This is a genomic window from Amycolatopsis sp. GA6-003 (genome assembly GCF_046267895.1).
In the GTDB taxonomy this organism is placed as follows: Bacteria; Actinomycetota; Actinomycetes; order Mycobacteriales; family Pseudonocardiaceae; genus Amycolatopsis.
In genome coordinates, this window is record NZ_CP176499.1 from 3,780,330 (window position 1) to 3,801,010 (window position 20,681).

Genomic DNA, 20,681 nt, shown 5'->3' on the forward strand with positions numbered 1-20,681 from the left:
GATTCCCCTAGTCCAAGCCCAGTTCGCGGTCGATGAGGTCGAACATCTCGTCGTCGGTCGCCGCGCCGAGGTCGTCGTCCGGCTCGTCCCGCACCGCCGCGAGCATCGCGCGCAACCGCTCGGCCACGTCCGCGCGCTCCCCTTCGTCCACTGCGGACAGCCGAGCGGCGAGCCGGTCCAGCTCGGTTCCGATCGAGACGGTCGCGGGAGCGATCCGCGACCGCAGGTGTTCGGCGACCGCGACCGGCGTCGGATGGTCGAACACCAGCGTCGCGGGCAGCCGGAGGCCGATCCGTTCGCCCAGCCGGGCGCGCAGCTCCATCGCGGTCAGCGAGTCGTACCCGAGGTCGCGGAACGGCTGGTCATCGCCGACGGCCTCGGGGCCGTGGTGCCCCAGAACGAGTGCCGCTTGTTCGCGGACGAGCCGCAGCAGGGTGGCGCGTTGCTCCACTTCGGACATCTCGGCTAGCCGACCGGCCAAAGCGGTCTCTACTTGCGGGGCCGGTTCGTTCAACGCCTGCACGGCTTCCGGTACACCGGTCAGCAGCGGCCGGGAACGCGCGGAGGTGAACAACGGGACGAACCGCGCCCAGTCGACGTCGGCCACGGCGACCATCGCCTTGTCCTGTCCGAGAATCCGGCGCAGGGCAGCGAGCGCGGGCCGGGTTCCGATCAGCGGCAAACCCTGCCGCCGCAACTGATCCGGATCGACTCCGGCGGGGAACTTCGCCCCGTCCCAGACGCCCCAGGCCACCGAAGTCACCGGGTGCCCCTCGGCACGCAGCCGCACCGCGAGCGCGTCGAGGTAGGCGTTTCCGGCTGCGTAAGCGCCGTGGTCACCGCTGCCCCAGACGCCCGCGATGGACGAGAAGAACACCAGCGCGTCGAGTTCGTCGTAGTCGAGCAGCCGCGCCAGGTTCTCCGCACCGGCGACCTTCGCCTCGACGACCGCGGCGAATTCGGCCAGATCGATGTCCTTCACCGCGCCGAGCTTCATCAACGCGGCGGCGTGGAAAACCGAACGCACGACGCAACCGCGTTCGCGGAGACTGCCGAGAAGCTTCGCGACGGCGTCCGGATCCGCGATGTCGCAGGCCGCGATGGTGACCTCCGCGCCGAGTCCGGTCAGCTCGGCTTCGAGTTCCGCGGTGCCGTCGGCGGCCGGGCCGCTGCGGCTGACCAGGACCACGTGCGCCGCGCCTTCGCGGACCAGCCAGCGGGCGATGTCCGGGCCGAGCGCGCCGGTGCCGCCGGTGACGATCGCGGTGTCCCGGGCCTGCCAGCTCCGTCCCCCGGCCGCCGGCGCGCGCACGAGGCGGGCGACCTGCACTCCGTCCAGGCCGATGGCGAACTGGTCCTCGTCGCCCCAAGCTCCGGCGATGGCGTGCTTCACCGCCGCCAGCTCGGCCGGACCGATCTGCTCCGGCAGGTCGATCAGGCCACCCCAGGTCTTCGGGTGTTCGAGGGCCACGACCCGGCCCAGGCCCCACATCTGCGCCTGCATCGGGTCCGGTTCGCTTACCGCGCCGCGGGTGATCGTCCACAACGGAAGGTCGTGGTCGAGCAATGCCTTTGCCAGCGCGAGACTTCCCGCGACGCCGCGCGACAGCATCGGGTAATCCGGATGCGGCCGGTCATCCGCCGCGAGCAAGGAAACAAGTGCGGCCGGGCGGCCTATCTCGGCGACCGCGGCGGCGACATTCTCCGGATCGACCTCGATCACTCGTGCTTCCAGTCCATCCAGGACCGTCGCTGCCCAACCCCGGTGTCCAGCAGGAACCAGCGCCACCAACGGTCCTGGTTCAGCTTCCGCCGGAACACCGGCCGGTTGCCACTCCACCGCGTAACGCCACTTGTCCACTGGGGACTGTCCGGATCCGACCGGCCAGAACCGCTGGTGCTGGAACGCGTAACCCGGCAGCTCCACCGGACGTGCGGGCGCGACCGGGAACGTCTTCGCCCAGTCGACAGCGACCCCGCGCACGTGCGCTTCGGCCGCCGACGACAGGAACCGGTCGAGACCGCCGTCATCGCGCCGGAGCGTGGTGAGGACGAGCGCCGAGCTGTCCGCGGCGTCGATGGTTTCCTGAATTCCCTGCGCAACCACCGGATGCGGGCTGACCTCGAGGAAGGTGCCGAAGCGGTCCCACAGCGCGGCCCGGATCGATTCCTCGAAACGCACCGTCTGGCGGAGGTTCGTGTACCAGTAGTCCCCGTCGAGCCCGTGAGTGTCGATCACTGCGCCGTGCACGGTGGAATAGAAGGCGATTTCCGTACTGCGCGGAGTAATTTCCGCAAGCTGCTCGACCAGCCGGTCGCGAAGGGACTCGACCTGGGTGGAGTGCGACGCGTAGTCCACCGCGATCCGCCGGGCCCGGATCTCGCGGGATTCGCACACCTCTAGCAACTTCTCGACCGCTTCCGGACTTCCGGAGACCACTGTGGACGACGGTCCGTTCACCGCCGCGACTTCCAGCTCGCCCAGCAGGTCCGCCAGGTCGCCGACCGGGAGCGCCACCGAAACCATGCCGCCCTGGCCAGCCAGGACTTCGCTGATCAGCTGGCTCCGCAACGCCACTACGCGCGCGCCGTCCCGCAACGACAACGCTCCCGCCACGCAGGCCGCGGCGATCTCGCCTTGGCTGTGCCCGATCACCGCGGCCGGTTCCACTCCGCACGAACGCCACAGGCCGGCCAACGCCACCATCACGGCCCATGAAGCGGGCTGTACGACGTCGACGCGGTCCAGCAACGCGCTGTCCGCCAACGCTTCGTCCAGCGACCAGTCCACGAATTCGTCCAGCGCCGCCGCACATTCCGCCAGCCGCGCCGCGAATTCCTCCGATTCCGCGGCCAGTTCCCGCGCCATTCCGACCCATTGCGAACCCTGGCCCGGGAACACGAACACCACCCGGCCCGGCGAATTCGAGGCGGTGCCTCGGAGTACTCCCGGCACCTCGCGACCAGCAGCGAGCGCGCCGAGCTTCTGCAGCAGGTCGTCCCGGGTGGACGCAATCACGACGCCTCGGTCCGGCAGCGCCGCGCGCGTCACCGCGGAGGCGTAACCGATCTCGGCGACGGTCAGCTCCGGACGCTCGAGCGCGAATTCCCGCAGCCGTGCCGCCTGAGCGGCCAACGCCGCTTCTCCGCGTCCCGAAACCAGCACGGGCACCGGACCCGCAGCGGGAATCGGCTCTCGCTCGACGACCGGCCCTTGCTCAAGGATGACATGCGCGTTGGTCCCGCTGATCCCGAACGACGACACCCCAGCCCGGCGCGGCCGGTCCACCGCGGGCCACTCGACGGGGTCCGTCAGCAATTCCACCGCACCAGCCGACCAATCGACGTGCGGGGAAGGTTCGTCCACATGCAACGTTCGCGGCAACAGCCCGTCCCGCATGGCCAGCACCATCTTGATGACCCCAGCCACGCCGGATGCCGCCTGCGTATGCCCGAGGTTCGACTTCAGCGAACCAAGCCACAGTGGACGCTCGCGCTCCTGGCCGTAAGTGGCCAGCAATGCCTGCGCCTCAATCGGATCGCCCAGCGCCGTGCCAGTACCGTGCGCCTCGACCGCGTCAATGTCCTGTGTGGACAGACCCGCCGAAGCCAGCGCCGCACGAATCACCCGCTCCTGCGAAGGCCCGTTCGGCGCGGTCAGCCCATTCGACGCACCGTCGGAGTTCACCGCCGAGCCACGCACGATCGCCAGCACCCGGTGCCCGTTGCGCTCCGCGTCCGAAAGCCGTTCCAGCACCAGCATGCCGACGCCCTCGGCCCAACCGGTTCCGTCGGCCGCGGCGGCGAAGGGCTTGCACCGGCCGTCCGGCGCCAGACCGCGCTGGCGGCTGAACTCGGTGAACGTGGTCGGCGTCGCCATCACCGCGACCCCGCCGGCCAACGCGAGCGAACACTCCCCGGAGCGCAGCGATTGCGCCGCCAAATGCAACGCCACCAGCGACGACGAGCACGCAGTGTCCACAGTGACCGCAGGCCCTTCGAGACCGAACGAGTACGCCACCCGGCCCGACGCGACGCTCCCGCTGGTCCCGGTCAGCACCTGGCCTTCCAGCTCGTCCGGAATCTCGCCGAACGCCGCGCTGTAGTCGTGGTACATCACGCCCGCGAACACCCCGGCGCGGCTGCCGCGCAGAGACAACGGGTCGATCCCGGCCCGCTCGAACGCCTCCCACGAGGTCTCCAGCAACAGCCGCTGCTGCGGATCCGTCGCCAGCGCTTCCCGCGGCGAAATCCCGAACAGCGCGGCATCGAATTCCGCCGCACCGGCCAGGAAACCGCCCTGCCGGACGTAGCTGGTGCCGGGGTGGTCGGGGTCGGCGTTGAACAACGCGTCGACGTCCCAGCCGCGGTCGTCGGGGAATTCGCCGATCGCGTCGCCGCCCTCGGCGACGAACCGCCACAGCTGCTCGGGCGAATCGATCCCGCCCGGATACCGGCAGGCCATGCCGACGATCGCGATCGGTTCGTCGGCGCGGGCGGCTGGTTCGGCCGGGACCGGGCGTTTCGCGCCGACCAGCTGGCCGCGCAGGTAACCCGCGAGCGCGGCCGGCGTCGGATGGTCGAAGACGGCGGTGGCCGGCAGCCGCAATCCGGTCAAGCGGCTCAACCGGTTGCGCAGTTCGACGCCGGTCAGCGAGTCGAAGCCGAAGTCCTTGAACGGCCGGTCCGGCGACAACCCCGCCGGATCGGAATGCCCGAGCACCACCGCGACCTGCGCCACCACGAGGTCGAGCGCGTGCTGCTCGCCGTCGGTGCCGGTGAGCCGGTTCAGCAGCGCACCGGCGTCCACTGTGGTCGAACGGGGCACCAGTCCGCGCAAAACCGCGGGCAGCAGACCGTCGCGGTCTTGTGCCCGCAAGGCGGCGAGGTCGAGGCGGACCGGGACGAGCACCGGTTCGTCGAGCGCGGTCGCGGTGTCGAAGAGGGCCAGGCCCTCGTCGGCGGACAGCGGAATCACGCCGGCCCGCGCCATCCGGGACACGTCGACGTCGCTGAGGTGCTCGGTCATCTCGCTGCGGTCCGCCCAGAAACCCCAGGCCAGCGAGGACGCGGGCAAACCGCGCGCGCGACGGTCGGCGGCCAGTGCGTCGAGCACCGCGTTCGCGGCGGCGTACGCGGCCTGCCCCGGACTGCCGAAGGTGCCCGCGATCGAGGAGAACAGGACGAACGCGTCGAGGTCGCCGGTCAGCTCGTCCAGGTTGCGCGCGCCCTCGACCTTGGCGCGCATGACGTGCTCGATCCGTTCCGCGGTCAGCGATTCGAGCACCGCGTCGTCCAGGACCCCGGCAGCATGGACGACCGCGTTGACCGGGTGTTCCGCGAGCAGGGCCGCGACCGCGTCCCGGTCGGCGACATCGCACTCGGCCACGGTGACTGAGCAGTCCTGTTCGGACAGTTCACTGTGGAGATCCGTCATGCCGGGAGCCGCGGCACCTCGCCGGCTGGCGAGCACCAGCCGGCGCACCCCGTGCTCCGCCACCAGATGCCGGGCGATCAGCTTGCCGAGCGTTCCTCCGGCACCGGTGATCAGCACGGCGGAATGCGGTCCCCACGGCGACTTCGCCGCCGGGCCAGTCGCTTTCGTCAGCCGCGGGACCAGAACTCGGCCAGCGCGGAGCGCGAGTTGCGGCTCCCCGGCGGCTACCGCGCGGGCGAGCAACCGCTCGTCGCCGTCCTCGACCAGGACAAAGCGGCCGGGATGTTCCGACTGTGCCGAACGCACCAATCCCCAGACCGCTGCCGCTTCCACGGAATCGCTGGTCACGATGGCAAGGCGGGATTCGGCGAACCGTTCTTCGGCAAGCCATTGCTGAACCACCGCGAGCGCCCGGCCCGGAGTGTCCGCCCGGACCCCGACCGCGGACGGCACCTCGTCTACTTCGGACAGTTCGCTCACCAGCCGCAAAGAACCCGCGGCGGGCACGGAAATCGGCGACCATTCGACGCGGTACAGCGATTCGTGCTGTCCGGTGCCGAGTTGGTTCATCGTCACCGGGCGGAACGCGACCGAGTCCACAGTGGCCACTGCGTTGCCGCGCTCGTCGGCAAGGTCAATAGCACCGGCTGAAGTCAGGCGGACACGCAGAGTGGTCGCACTCGTCGGGTACAGCCGCACTCCGTTGAACGAGAACGGCAGCATCGTGTCGCCTGAGTCCGGAAGGAGGGCGTGCAGTGCGGCGTCCAACAACGCAGGATGGACGACGTGCTCACCGGGCGCTTCGGGCAGAGCGATCTCGGCGAACCTCTCCTCGCCGCGACGCCACAGCTTCCGCAGGCCCTGGAAAACCGGACCGTAGCCGTAACCGCGATCGGCCAGCGCCTCGTAGGGAGACGGCAGCTCGACGGCCCCTGCTGGCGGCCACGCGCGGAGGTCGGCCACCGGACGGCTGCCTGCGCTGAGTACCCCGGTCGCGTGCCGAGTCCAGTCAACGCTCGGATCCGTCCGGGAGTAGATCTCCACGGTGCGGCGGCCATCGTCCCCGGCCGGCCCGACCGTCAACTGCATCAGGACCCCGTCCTGGTCCGGCACGACGAGCGGAGCCTGCAGCGTGAGTTCTTCGACATACGGACAGCCGAGTTGCGCCCCGGCCCAGGCCGCTTGCTCGACGAACGCGGTGCCCGGCAGCACGACTGTACCCAACACAGCGTGCTCAGCGAGCCAGGAATGCTTGCGGACAGTCACCTTTCCGGTAGCCAGCAGCGGATACGCCCCAGCGACCGACGTAACCGCGCCCAGCAACGGATGCGTGGACGACTGCAGGCCGAGCGCCACCGGATCCGCGGAACCGGCCGGGGTTTCAAGCCAGTAGTGCTGATGCTGGAACGCATACGTGGGCAGTTCGAGCGCGGGCCCGGTTCCGGTGATCGGCCAGTTCACCGCGACTCCGCGGACATAGGCCTCCGCCAGCGACGTCCGGAACCGCTCGGAACCGCCTTCGTCGCGGCGCAGCGAGCCCACCGCCACCGCGCCGGAGACGGTGTCCTCCACATTGGCCACCAGCAGCGGATGCGGGCTGGCCTCGACAAAGAACCGGTTCCCCGCCTCGGCCGCCGCCCGGACCGCCTGTTCGAAGCGGACTGTCTCGCGAAGATTCCGGTACCAGTACTCGGCGTCCAGCTCAGCGGTGTCGATCCGGGTGCCGGTGACCGTGGAGTAGAACGGGACCTCCGACGGGCGCGGCGCGATCCCGGACAGCAACTCCACCAGCTGTGCGCGGAGCGGCTCGACCTGTGCGGAGTGCGCGGCGTAGTCCACCGGGATCAGCCGGGCCCGCGCACCCTCCGCGGTGAATTCCGCGAGCAGCCTCGTCAGCTCGGCCGGATCGCCGGACAGCACGACCGCCGACGGACCGTTCACCGCCGCGATCGAAACCTTACGGGTAAGCCGAGGCTCCACTGAGGACGCTGGCAGCAGCACCGACAGCATGCCGCCGGGCTCCGACAAGCCAGTCAGCACCTTGCCCCGCAAGGCCACGACCGCCGCCGCGTCCTCCAGCGGCAACGCCCCCGCGACACAGGCCGCGGCGATTTCTCCCTGCGAGTGCCCGATCACCGCCGAAGGCTCGACACCATGGGACCGCCACAGTTCCGCCAGCGACACCATCACCGCGAACAACGCGGGCTGCACCACGTCGACTCGTTCGAGCGCGGCGGCATCGCCGAGCACTTCGAGCAGCTTCCAGTCCACATGCGCCTGCAGCGCGTCCGCGCAGGCATTCAACCGGTCGGCGAACACCGGCGACTCGGCGAGCAACCGCTGCGCCATACCCGCCCATTGGCCACCCTGACCAGGGAAGACGAACGTGATGCCGCCGGTAACGTCTGCGGTGCCTTGGACGATGCCCGGTGCTTCGCGGCCGTCCGCCAACGCGTGCAACTGCTGCAGCAGCTCGGCCCGATCACCAGCCAGCAAGGCCGCTCGGTGTTCGAGCGCGGCTCGGGTCGTCACGCTGGCGTACGCGAGATCGGCGACGGTCGCTTCTGGACGGTCCGCCACGAAGTCCCGAAGCCGCGCAGCTTGCGCTAGTACCGCAGCCTCACTCTGGCCGGAGAGCAACACCGGTGCCGCGCCCTCGACCGTCGAGTCCACAGTGGCCGGAGCCTGTTCCACGATGACATGCGCGTTGGTGCCGCTGATCCCGAACGACGACACTCCAGCTCGCCGCGGCCGCTCCACCGCGGGCCACTCCACGGTCTCGGTGAGCAGCTCCACCGCGCCAGCAGACCAATCGACGTGCGACGAAGGTTCGGCCACATGCAACGTCCGCGGCAGCACCCCGTCGCGCATCGCCAGGACCATCTTGAGCACTCCGGCTACCCCGGCCGCAGCTTGCGTGTGCCCGATATTGGACTTGACCGAGCCCAGCCACAGTGGACGCTCCCGGCCCTGCCCGTAGGTGGCCAACAAGGCTTGCGCTTCGATCGGATCCCCGAGCGCCGTGCCAGTGCCGTGTGCTTCGACCGCGTCCACGTCCTGAGTGGACAGACCCGCCGAAGCCAGCGCCGCCCGGATCACCCGCTCCTGCGCCGGACCATTCGGTGCGGTCAACCCATTCGACGCACCGTCCTGATTGATCGCCGACCCGCGCAGCACGCCGAGAATCAGCCGTCCGTTGCGTTGCGCCAGCGAAAGCGGCTCCAGCAACAGCATTCCGACGCCTTCAGCCCACGCCGTTCCGTCCGCGTCCGAGGAAAACGCCTTGCACCGGCCGTCCGGAGCCAACCCGCGCTGCCTGCTGAACTCGGTGAACATCCCCGGCGACGCCAGCACGGTCACCCCGCCCGCCAACGCCAGCGAACACTCCCCGGACCGCAGCGACTGCGCCGCCAAATGCAGAGCCACCAGCGACGACGAGCACGCAGTGTCCACCGTGACCGCGGGGCCTTCAAGCCCGAACGAGTACGACACCCGGCCCGAAGCGACACTCGGCGTGGTGCCGGTCAGCACATAACCGTCCCCTTCGGACGATTCGTGCATCCGCGCGCCGTAATCCTGCGCGGTGGCACCGACGAACACTCCAGTCCGGCTGCCTCGCAGTGACCGTGGGTCGATCCCGGCGTGTTCGAACGCCTCCCACGACGTCTCCAACAGCAACCGCTGCTGCGGATCCATCGCCAACGCCTCACGCGGCGAGATGCCGAACAACGCCGCGTCGAATTCCGCCGCACCAGTGAGGAAACCGCCCTGCCGGACGTAACTCGTGCCGGACAACCGGGTCAAGTCCCAGCCTCGATCGTCCGGGAAGCCGCCGATCGCGTCGCCTTCGCCGCGGACGAACTGCCAGAACTGTTCCGGCCCGTCGATGCCGCCGGGGAACCGGCACGCCATTCCAACGATCGCGACCGGCTCGTCAACGGAGGTCACGACCTCGTCCGGCACCGTCTCGGGAGCACCGGCCAGCGCAGCGGCCACCGCCTCCGGCGTCGGATGGTCGAACAACGTCGCGGGCGAAACTCGCCGCCCGAGCGCCTCGCTCAGCCGGTCGCTCAACTCGACCAGCATCAACGACCCGAAACCCAAATCCTTGAACGGCCGCCGCACATCGACCGCGTCCGGCGACCCGTGCTCCAGCACCGCCGCGGCGTGCCGCCGGACCAGCTCCAGAACAGGAACGTCCACAGTAGACTTCACTGGAGCTCGGTCGCTCACCGCACCTGGCCAGTACCGCTGCCGCTGGAACGGATACGTCGGCAACTTCACCCGGTGCGCACCGTGCGTGGTATAGAACGACTGCCAGTCCACCGAAAGCCCGCGAACGTGGGCCCGCGCCACCGCTTCGAGCAGCGCCCGAACCTCGTCCCGATCGCGTCCCCGCAGTACCGGCAGAAACGCGGCCGCGGAGGAATCGCGCCCCAGCACGGACAACGTTCCGTCCGGGCCTAGCTCCACAAAGGTCGTCACGCCGAGTTCGCCGCACCGCCGGACCCCGTCGGCGAACCGCACCGCCTCCCGCGCGTGCCGAGCCCAGTACTCCGGCGACCGGATCTCCTCGGCGGTCAGCTCGCGACCAGTCACATTGGACACCACCGGCAGCCACGGGTCCTGCCACGCCACCGTCGACGCGACCGCACGGAACTCCGCCAGCATCGGCTCCATCAACGGCGAATGGAACGCGTGGCTGACCCGCAGCCGCCGGGTCTTCCGGCCCCGCGCCGCCCACCGCTGCGCGATCTCCAGCACCGCGTTCTCAGCACCGGACAACACCGTCGCCGACGGCCCATTGACCGCCGCGATCGCGACGTCGGGCCGCTCCTCCACTTCGGACCGCAGCTCGGCTTCGCTCGCCCGCACCGAGACCATCGCGCCGCCCGGCAACGCCTGCATCAACCGTCCCCGCGCGGCCACCAGCGCACACGCGTCCGACAGCGACAAGGCACCGGCCGCGTAGACCGCGGCCAGTTCGCCGACGGAGTGTCCAAGCAGGACATCCGCTGTCAGGCCCCATTCCGTCAGCAGGCGGAACAACGCCACCTCGAGGGCGAACAACGCGGGCTGGGTGTACGCGGTCTCGTCCAATGTGGACTCGGCAGAGAACATCACCTCCCGCAAGGGCTGCTCGAGATGCGGGCCAAACGCCGCGCACACCTCGTCCAGCGCCGTCGCGAAGACCTCGAATCGCTCGTAGAGCGCCCGCCCCATTCCGGCCCACTGGCTGCCCTGCCCGGTGAACAGGAACGCCACCTCACCGGGTACCGGCGTGCCCTGGATCGTCCCGGCACCGGACGCGAGCGCGGCCAAACCGGAGTCGACCTCAGCCGCGTCCGCGGCCACCACGACCGCTCGCCGCTCCAGCGCGGCCCGAGTCGTCGCCAGCGAGTAGCCAAGGTCCGCCGGAGCCGCCGCTACCTCGCGCAGCCGGGCCGCCAGCTCCCCCAGCGCGGTCTCGTCGCGCGCGGACAGCGGGAGCAAAACCGGCAGGTCAGAGTCGGTCCGCGCGGTGCTGGCCGCCCATCCCGACAGCACCAGGTGACAGTTCGTCCCGCCCATCCCGAACGAACTGACCCCGACCCGCGCCGACTCCGGCAGCGGCTCGGCCGAGGTGACCATCCGCATCCGCGTCTCGGCGAACGGGATCGCCGGATGAGGCGTCTCGAAGTTCCGGCTCGGCGGCACCGACTGGTGCGCCACGCACAGCACCGCCTTGAGCAGCCCGGCGATCCCGGCCGCGCCCTCGAGATGCCCGATGTTCGTCTTGACCGACCCGACCAGCAGTTCCCGCTCCGCGGCATACACCCGCCCGAGCGCCGCCGCCTCGATCGGATCGCCCAGCGGCGTACCAGTCCCGTGAAGCTCCACATAGGACACTTCACTCGGCGAGATCCCGGCCTGGCGGCAAGCCAGCCGCAGCACTTCCTCTTGCGATTCCTGGCTCGGCGCGGTCAATCCGGCACCGCCGCCGTCGTTGTTGACCGCGCTCCCCTGGATGACCGCGTAGATCGAATCGCCGTCCGCGAGCGCCCGAGAGAGCGTCTTCAACACGACGACCCCGCCGCCTTCACCACGCGCATATCCGTTGGCACGTGCGTCAAACGTGTAGCTGCGCCCGTCCGGAGACAACGCGCCGAAGGCCTCGATGACGTCGTGCGCACCTTGAGTGAGGTTGAGATTCACCCCACCCGCGAGCGCGATTTCGCACTCGCCGTCCCGCAAACTGCGGCTGGCCAAGTGCACCGCGACCAACGACGACGACTGCGCGCTGTCAACGGTGAGACTCGGCCCGCGCAGCCCGAGCGCGTACGAGACCCGGTTGGCGATCAGACCGCGGCTCAGCCCAGTGGCGGTGTGCTGCGAAACGGTCTCGGTGACCGAGCCGAAATCTCCCGAGATAGCCCCGAAAAACACGCCGACCCGACCGTTGCCGGGCACCGTGCCGGCGTCTTCCAGCGCCTCCCAGGACAGCTCCAGCATCAACCGCTGCTGCGGGTCGGTGACCGCCGCCTCGCGCGGGGAAATGCCGAAGAACTGCGCGTCGAACTGGTCGACCTGGTCGAGGAAACCGGCCCGCAGCGGCTGGCCGTCCGGGCGGTGCAGCGGCTCCGGGCCACCGGGGACGAAGCGGGTCGTGCGTGCTTCCCCGACCGCCTCCGCCCCGTCCCGCAGCAGCTTCCAGAACTCGGCCGGGTTCGCTGCCCCCGGCAGCCGGCAGGACATCCCGACGACCGCGATCGGATCGTCTTCTCTCGCCGAACTCACTGGACGCACCACCCCCCGGGGGTCGATCAAGCAGCGTTGAGCAAAACGGGTAGATCCGCGTAACCGCGCAGCACGAGGTTGTCGATGCGGGTCGCGTCCGCGTCCGTGCGCTCGATCCGGTACCGCGTGACCAGTTCGGTGAGCGCGACCTGCGTGGACAGCCGGGCCAGCGGCGCCCCGACGCAGAAGTGCGCGCCGACGCCGAACCCGAGGTTGCGTTCGGGCTTGCGGCGGACGTCGAGGGAATCCGCGTTCTCGAAGGCGCGCGGATCGTGGTTGGCCGCGCCGACCATGATCGTCACCGCCTCGCCCGCGGCGACCGGCTGACCGGCGATTTCGGTGTCCTCCAAGGCCAGCCGCATCCCGGCGACCTGCACCGGCGAGTCGAAGCGCAGCAGTTCCTCGACCACGCCGACGGCCTCGCCCGGGTTCGCGCGGAACCACTCCAGCTGTTCCGGATACCGCAACAACGCCGCGACGCCGTTGCCGATCAGGTGCGCGGTGGACAGATAGCCCGCCGACAGCAGCAGCCGGCACGTGCTGACCAGCTCGGTGCGGCTGAGCCGGTCCCCGTCCTCGGCGACCGCGACCAGCGCGCTGACCAGGTCCGCCCGCGGTTCGGCCTGCCGGAGCCGGGCCAGCTCGGCGAAATACTCGTCGAACTCGGTGCGGGCACGGTCGCGCTGCTCGGTTTCCTCCGCCGTCAGCATGAAATCCGGGTCGAGCCCGCGGCCGAGCGCGGCAGACCACTGCTCGAACAGCGGTTTGTCCTCCGCGGGCACGCCGAGCAGTTCGGAGATCAACTGGGACGGCAGCGCCAGCGCGAGCGACGTCATCAGGTTCACCGGTTCGCCCGCGGCCTGCGCGAGCAACCCGCTGGCCAGCTCCTCGGCCCGCGAGCGCAGCTTCTCGATCATCGACGCGGAGAACGCTTTCGTAACGAGCCTGCGGATCCGGGTGTGGTCCGGCGGGTCGAGGAAAACGAACGGCCGGACCTCCTCGCCGTCGGCGTTCGTGGTGATCTGCGACGCGACGAGGCTGCCGTCGCCGTGGCCGAAGCTGCGGTTGCGCAACACCTCGGAACACTCCGGGAACCCGGTCACCACCCACATGCCCGGCGCGGTCCGCAGGGCCGGGGCCTGCTCGCGCATCGAGCGGAACACCGGGTACGGGTCGGCGCGGAACCCGGGATCGGACGGGTCGAACGGGAAAAGATTCGCCAGCGCAGCGGTTTCGGACATGACGGGACACCAATCGGTTCGGCGGTGCGTCGGTCGAGTTCGGGGTGCCCGGCCGCGGACCGGTGCGGCCGGGAGCGGCGCGTCAGGCGGGAACGAACTCCACCGGCATCTCGAGCGCGACCGTGTGCTTGTTGTTGCGGGCCCACGGAACCGGCCCGGTCAGCCGCACCTGCGCGACCTGGTCGAGCAGTTCGGTGAACAGCGCGCGCAGTTCGGACCGGGCGAGCGTGAGCCCGAGACAGGTGTGCGTGCCGTGGCCGAAGGCGAGATGCGGGTTCGGGTCGCGGCGGATGTCGAAGGTGTCCGGGTTCGGAAAGACCTCCGGATCGCGGTTCGCCGACGCCCACCAGAGCGTGACTTTCTCGCCCTTCCGGATCAGGTGGCCGCCGAACTCGATGTCCTCGGTGGCCGTGCGCCGGTTGTACGGGGTCGGGCTCGACCAGCGCAGCATCTCCTCGATCGCGCCGTCCAGCAGCGACCGGTCCGCGCGCAGGGCACGCCACTGGTCGGGCCGCTCCGCCAGCGCCAGCATGCCGATCGCGATCGCGTTGCGGGTCGGTTCGGTGCCGGCCAGCGAAAGCAGGTTGAAGAACACCTCGCGTTCGTAGTCCGACAGCGGCGCGACGCCTTCGACCTCGGGCAGATCGGCGTGGATGACCCCGGACAGGAAGTCGTCGCCCGGATCGGCGCGTTTGGCCGCTACGAGTTCGCGGCTGTAGTTGTACATGTCGAGCAGCACCGACTGGCTGCGCTCGCTCGACTCGCCCGAATCGCGGTCCTCGTAGCCCATCGCGACGTCGGTCCAGCCGATCAGGCGGTCCCAGTCCTCGGCCGGAACTCCCAGCAGCGCGGCCATGATCTCGACCGAGAACCGGCCGGCGACCGCGGTCTGGAAGTCGCCGGAACCGAGCTTGACCGCCCGGGACACGACGGCCGCGGCGCGGTCGCGGACCACCGGTTCGAGCTTGCCGAGCCCGGCGCCGGTGACCATCGGCGCGACCAGGTCCTTGAGCAGCCGGTGCCGGGGATCGTCCATCATGTTCAGCATGCCGCCGGAGTACGTCCCGGCGGGAAGGTCGTCGAGGTGCGTGCCTCCGCCCTCGCGGGAGCCGCCGCCCTGCGACGAGAAAACCGGGTTCTGCGCCGCTTCGACGATGTCGTGGTACCGGCTGAGCACCCAGAAATCCTCGCCGTCGCGGGTGCGGCCCGGCGGATGCCGCAGCACCGGAGCGGACTCGCGCAGCCGAGCGAAAACGTCGTACGGGAAACCGGCGGCGAACCGGTCCTGATCGGAGAGGTCGAACCCGCCGAGGATCTCGGGAAGATCCTGACCGGTGACTTCGGCAGCCCCGCGTGAAGTGGACAGGGCAGGTTGTTGTGCCACTCTTGCGACCCCCAGCGCATTCCGTGATTGAGCCCGACATTGCCGCACGGATCCGAACTACGTCAAGCCTCCGGTTGGGCCTATCCAGCCGGTACCGTCTCGGTCGCGCCGCGTGTCCGTCGCAACCGCACCGCGCTGACCTGCGCATATTCCGGGCAATCCGAGGCCAACCGACCACAAAGGACTACTGCCCGCACGCGTCCGGTCACTTCCCGGAGCCGCCCGGAAGCATATTTCGTCACGGGAATTTCGCACTGCTCCATTCTCGACAGAGCCGCGATATCGGAAACGCCGGCCATTTCCGCTGCACGTCCCGGCTTGCCCGGTCGGCAAGTTAGTGCGGACGGCCGGACGAATTACGTTAACTGCGGCGCATATTCCCGCCGGAATGCGGTTGCGGCACCGCGGCCGGCCCGGTACGGCGCGTCTTCGAGCCGTTCTCGAGGCAGCATTCAGCGGGATGTGCGGTTCTCCTCGCCCGGTGCCGCTTCGCGCCCATGCCGGTCAGTCGCGGAACTCCACCGGCAGTTCGGCGAGCCCGCGCATCACCACGTTCGGCACCCGGCTCGGTTCCCCGGCGAGCACCAGGTCGTGGTCGAGCAGCGCGTCCACCGCGGACTGCGCGGCGAGCCTCGCGACCGGAGCGCCGACACAGAAGTGGATGCCGAGCCCGAACGCGAGAGTGCGGCTCGCCGGGCGGGCGACCCGCAGCTCCTCCGGGTCCTCGCACAGCGCGGGGTCGCGGTTGGCCGCGCCGAGCAGCAGCATCAGCTGCTCCCCCGGCTGGAACGCGGTCCCGCCGATCTCCGCTTCGGCGAGCACGGTCCGGGAGACCACCTGGACCGGAGCGTCGAACCGCAGCATTTCCTCGACCGCACCGGGGATCGCGTCGCGGTGGGCGCGCAGCCATTCGAGCTGGCCGGGCGTCCGCAGCAGCGCGAGCATGCCGTTGCCGATCAGGTTCACCGTGGTCGCGTAGCCCGCGCCGAGCAGCAGCGTGCAGGTGACCAGGATTTCGAACTCGGTGAGCCGGTCGCCCGCTTCCTCGGCGGCGACCAGGTTGCTGACGAGGTCGTCGCCCGGCTTGCCGCGGCGGGCCTCGACGAGCGTCGCGAAGTACTCGCGCAGTTCGCGGCGGCCGTTGTCGCGTTTGGCGATTTCCTCTGGCGTCAGGAAGAAACTCGGGTCGAGGCCGCGGGCGATGTCGCTGGTCAGCTGACGGAAGCGCGGCTCGTGTTCGGGTTCGACGGCCATCAGCTCGCCGAGCAGCAACGCCGGCAGCGGATGCGCGACCGCCGACATCAGGTCGGTCGTTCCGCTCGCCACCGCCGCGCCGACCAGCTCGTTCGCCAGTTCGCGCGCCCGGTCGCGCATCCGGTCGACCCGGCGCGCGGCGAACGCTTTGCTGACCAGCGTGCGGATCCGCGTGTGCTCCGGCGGGTCGGCGAAGATGAACGGCCGCACTACGGAACCGTCCTCGGCCGTGTTGAAGTGGTCGGCGACCGTGGCTCCGTCTCCCCAGCCGAACCGGGGGTCGCGCAGCACGGCGGAACAGTCCTCGAAACCGGTCAGCGTCCAGATGCCCGCCGGCGTCCGCACGATCGGGCTTTCCTCGCGCAGCTTGCGGTAGGTCGGGTACGGATCGCTGAGGAAGGCGGGATCGAACGGGTCGTACGGCAGCAGCTGGGCGAGCAAGCCGGCATCGGCAGTCATCGGCGTCCTCCTCGGGCGAGTCGGGGAGGTCCGGGAAACCCTTGGCAGCACAAGGAATCGGGCAGAAGAAATCCCCCGAGTCCTCATCGAACATCCCCAGTGCGGCGACCGGCCTCGTCACCTCCGGCAACCATTGCAGGCGGCCGCGCGAATTGTCAACCGGCCCTGACGCCCCGGACGCGGCCGGTCACCGAGAGCCGCCAAAGACTCCCGGTGACCGGTTTTTCCGTTGTGCCGCAGCGGTCAGCCGAACTGGTCCGGGTCCGGCCCGGTGCGCAGGCCGCGGTCGGCGGCGGCGATCGCGGCAAGGTCCTCTTCGGTCAGTTCGAAGTCGAAGACGTCGAGGTTCTCCCGGATCCGGGCCGGGGTCACGGACTTCGGGATCACGATGTTGCCCAGCTGCAGGTGCCAGCGCAGCACCACCTGCGCGGCGGATTTCCCGGTGCGCGCGGCGATCCCGGCGATCGCCGGGTCGGCCAGCACCGCGCCCTGGGCGAGCGGGCTCCACGCTTCGGTCGCGATGCCGTGTTCGGCGTGGAAGGCGCGCAGCTCGGCCTGCTGGAGGCCGGGGTGCAGCTCGATCTGGTTGACCGCGGGCACGAGGCCGCTGTTGTCGAGCAGGCGGCGCAGGTGCGCGGGCTGGAAGTTCGACACGCCGGCGGCGCGGACGCGGCCGTCCTTGGCGAGCTGTTCCAGGGCGCGCCAGGTGTCGAGGTAGCGGTCGCGGGCGGGCGCCGGCCAGTGGATCAGGTAGAGGTCGACGTAGTCGAGACCGAGTTTCGCGAGGCTGGCGTCGAAGGCGCGCAGGGTCGAGTCGTAACCCTGGTCCTCGTTCCACAGCTTGGTGGTGACGAAGAGGTCCTCGCGGGAGATCCCGGACTCGGCGATGGCGCGGCCGACGCCGGCTTCGTTGCCGTAGATCGCGGCGGTGTCGATGCTGCGGTAGCCGGCTTCGAGAGCGCTGGCGACCGCGGCGGTCGTCTCCTCGTCCGGGACCTGGAAGACCCCGAAGCCGAGTTGCGGGATTTCGACCCCGTTGTTGAGGCGGATGTTCATGGGACTTGCCTTTCTCAGTGCTGAACCAGGGGTTCGGCCGCGGCGACGCGCGGGCGCCGCTCGAGCGCGGCCGACAGGACCGCGAGGCCGAGCGCGGAACCGGCGAGCGCGACCCCGACCCAGTTCGGCGCGGTGTAGCCGAATCCGGCGGAAATCACCACGCCGCCGAGCCACGCGGACAACGCGTTGCCGAGGTTGAACGCGCCGATGTTGACGACGGACGCGAGCGTCGGCGCGCCGTGCGCCTGGTCGAGAACGCGCTTCTGCAGCGGCGGCACGGTGGCGAAGCCGAGCGCGCCGATCAGCAGAATCGTTGCCGCGGCGAGGATTTTGCTGTGCGCGGTGACGGTGAACAGCGCCAGGACGAGCGCGAGCCCGCCGAGGCTGACGTACAGCATCGGCATGAGCTTGCGGTCGGCGAACCGGCCGCCGGTGAGGTTGCCGAGGAACATGCCGACGCCGAACAGCACCAGCAGCCAGGTCACCGCGCCCGCCGAGTACCCGGCGATCTCGGTCATCATCGGGGCGATGTAGGTGATCGCGGCGAAGACCCCGCCGAAGCCGAGCACGGTCATCGCCATCGCGAGGACGACCTGGACGTTCCGGAACGCGGCCAGTTCCTTGCGCAGATGCGCGCCCTCGGGCCGGGGCAGGTCCGGCACCAGCTTCGCGACCCCGGCCAGCCCGACGACGCCGAGCGCCGCGACGATCCCGAAGGTGACCCGCCAGCCGACCGCCTGCCCGACGAACGTGCCGAGCGGCACGCCGACGATGTTGGCGACCGTGAGCCCGGTGAACATGATCGCGATCGCCCCGGCCCGCTTGTCCGGCGCGACGAGTTCCGCCGCGACGACCGAGCCGATCCCGAAGAACGCCCCGTGCGCGAGCGACGCGACGATCCGCCCGGCGAGCATGACCCCGAACACGGGCGCGACCGCCGACAGCAGGTTTCCGGCGATGAACAGGCCCATGAGCAGCATGAGCATGGTCTTCCGGTTGATCTTCGTGCCGAGAATCGTCATCACCGGGGCTCCGGCGACGACCCCGAGCGCGTAACCGGTCACCAGGAATCCCGCGGCCGGGATGGACACCCCGAACTCGGCGGCGATCTCCGGGAGCAGGCCCATGATCACGAATTCGGTGGTGCCGATCCCGAACGCGCCGATGGCCAGCGCTACCAGTGCTAGTGGCATGAGCCCGCGTCTCCTTGGTTCCGTGGTCTGTGTGTGGATGCTCCTTGTCGGCTCTCGCAATAGTTGCATACGCGGCATGTTGTTGGCGCATGTTGTTGATGAGGGTCACAGTTGGGAGGACGGTCCCGGAGACGGGGGCGATCGGTGAGGCGGCGGGCATTCCGCTCGAGGTATCGCGGCAGGAGGCCGCGACACGGGGAGCCGAGAGCAGTCGATTGGCCGCGGACCGGGTCCGGAAGACCCGGGGAGGCCGTCGGCTCGATCCAGGAGGTCGGAGATCGCGGGCTGTCTCGTCGGCACCGGCCTGAGGCAGGCGATCCGCATTCCGGGAGCGGGGAATCTTGGGTCCCCACGAGCAACCGGACACCCGCCGCGGTCAGGTCCGGCAGGACCTCGGCGATCCGGTCGACCTGATATCTCACCGGACGGCGTGTGGCACCTCAAGTCCTCAATGGACTAACTCGTCGGCAGGCGCGCGAAGTTCCATCCTCCACCAGGCGCACCGAGGCAACCGGCGGTCCGGGACTCAGCCCGCCAACCGGTCGAGTGCTTCCTTGAGCCGCGGAACCCAGGCTTCGTGCTCCGGTTTCATCAGCACCGACCGGAGGATGGTGACGGTCTCGGCATCGCGTTCGACGTCCGGGTGCAGCGCGGCGAAGGCGTCCGCGTCGACGCGCAGAGTGGACAGGTACAGCGGGTTGTCCGGATCGGCCATGCCGTTCTGGAGAATGGCGTTGGCGGCTTCGGTGATCTCGCTCATCCGCGTCCGTCGCGGCCAGTAGGCGACGATGTCCAACGCGGGTTCGAGGTGCAGCGCGAAACGGTCGGATTCCTTGAGCAGCGCGGCGAAATCGTTCGCCGCTCGACGGCACGCGGCCAGCACTCGGCCGAGCCCGCGGTCCCGCTCCAGCGGAAACGCTTGCAGGGTAAGCCAAAGTGCACCGGCCGCGGCACCCGCGCGGGAGCATTCCAGGGAAATCTCGCCGAGGTGCAATTCGTCGGAAGTGAAGTAGGTATAGGGAGAATCGTGTTTGTAGAACCGGCCGACCGCCGGCTCCGCGAACACCACCGCGCCGCATCCGTATGGCTGAAGCCCGTGTTTGTGCGGGTCGACGACAACCGAATCGCACGAGCCGATCGCGCGGTAGGCCTCGTACTCGTCCAGCAGGGTGTAAAACCCGCCGTACGCGCCGTCGACGTGCAGGCGGATTCCGTACCGTTCCTTCAGCGCGAGGGCCTGCTGGATGTCGTCCACCGCCCCGAGTCCGGTCGTTCCCGGCGTCAGCACCACCGTGCCGACCCCGCCACGGCGGACTTCAGCTTCGACAGCTGACATATCAACGCGTCCGTCGGGAAGTGCCCGCACCGCGCGGGATTCGACCCCGAGGACCTGGCACATCCGGCCGTGCGTGTAGTGCGCGTCCCGGGAGTGGACGACCGCTTTGCCGGGCGCCAGTTCGCGGGCGACCCAGAGGGCTTCGAGGTTCGCGATCGTCCCGCTGGAGGTGAGGTGCCCGAGCGACGGCTGCGCGAACCCGAACATCCGCGCCAGGTCCGCGATCACCTCGACCTCCATCGGCGAGGTGGCCTGCGAAGCGTCGAGCGCGTGGTTGTTCGGGTTGACCACCATCGCGGCGAGGTAGGCGGCGACCGCGACCGGATGCGGCGGTTTGAGCATCTGGCCCGCATAGCGGGGGTGGAAGAAGGGGAACGACGCGTCCATCCGGGCGGCGTAGGCGTCGAGCAGCGCGGGAAGATCGACGTCCGGCCGGCTCGCCGGGGAGGGGGTGAACGGACCCCACTTGCGTTCCCACGCCTCGACGCCGCGGAGAGCCTGGTCGATCAGTTCGCGCCGGTCCATGCGTCACCTCGTCGGTCGC

The 20,681-nt window shown here is 69.8% G+C and carries 7 protein-coding genes; all 7 read right to left on the reverse strand.

Features of this window, described 5'->3' with window-relative positions; all coding sequences use genetic code 11:
• Positions 1-7 precede the first annotated feature (7 nt).
• The gene (locus F9C12_RS16530) at positions 8-12,172 is read right to left on the reverse strand and encodes an SDR family NAD(P)-dependent oxidoreductase (RefSeq protein WP_409467021.1); all 12,165 of its coding nucleotides are present in this window, start codon (positions 12,170-12,172) and stop codon (positions 8-10) included.
• 68 nt (positions 12,173-12,240) lie between these two features.
• The gene (locus F9C12_RS16535; protein WP_409466477.1) at positions 12,241-13,455 is read right to left on the reverse strand and encodes a cytochrome P450; all 1,215 of its coding nucleotides are present in this window, start codon (positions 13,453-13,455) and stop codon (positions 12,241-12,243) included.
• An 82-nt stretch (positions 13,456-13,537) separates the two neighbouring features.
• Entirely contained in the window at positions 13,538-14,839 is a 1,302-nt protein-coding gene (locus tag F9C12_RS16540; RefSeq protein ID WP_409466478.1) for a cytochrome P450, read from the reverse strand.
• A gap of 504 nt (positions 14,840-15,343) precedes the next feature.
• Positions 15,344-16,552 carry a cytochrome P450 gene (locus F9C12_RS16545; RefSeq protein WP_409466479.1) on the reverse strand — a complete coding sequence of 403 codons (1,209 nt, stop codon included), beginning with the start codon at positions 16,550-16,552 and terminating at the stop codon, positions 15,344-15,346.
• 243 nt (positions 16,553-16,795) lie between these two features.
• The gene (locus F9C12_RS16550) at positions 16,796-17,608 is read right to left on the reverse strand and encodes an aldo/keto reductase (RefSeq protein WP_409182860.1); all 813 of its coding nucleotides are present in this window, start codon (positions 17,606-17,608) and stop codon (positions 16,796-16,798) included.
• Between the two features lie 14 nt (positions 17,609-17,622).
• Positions 17,623-18,801 (reverse strand): MFS transporter, encoded by a 1,179-nt coding sequence (locus tag F9C12_RS16555; protein ID WP_409182861.1) that lies wholly within the window; start codon positions 18,799-18,801, stop codon positions 17,623-17,625.
• Positions 18,802-19,327: 526 nt separating this feature from the next.
• Positions 19,328-20,662, reverse strand: a complete 1,335-nt coding sequence (locus F9C12_RS16560) for a pyridoxal phosphate-dependent decarboxylase family protein (protein ID WP_409466480.1) — start codon at positions 20,660-20,662, stop codon at positions 19,328-19,330.
• Positions 20,663-20,681: the final 19 nt, after the last annotated feature.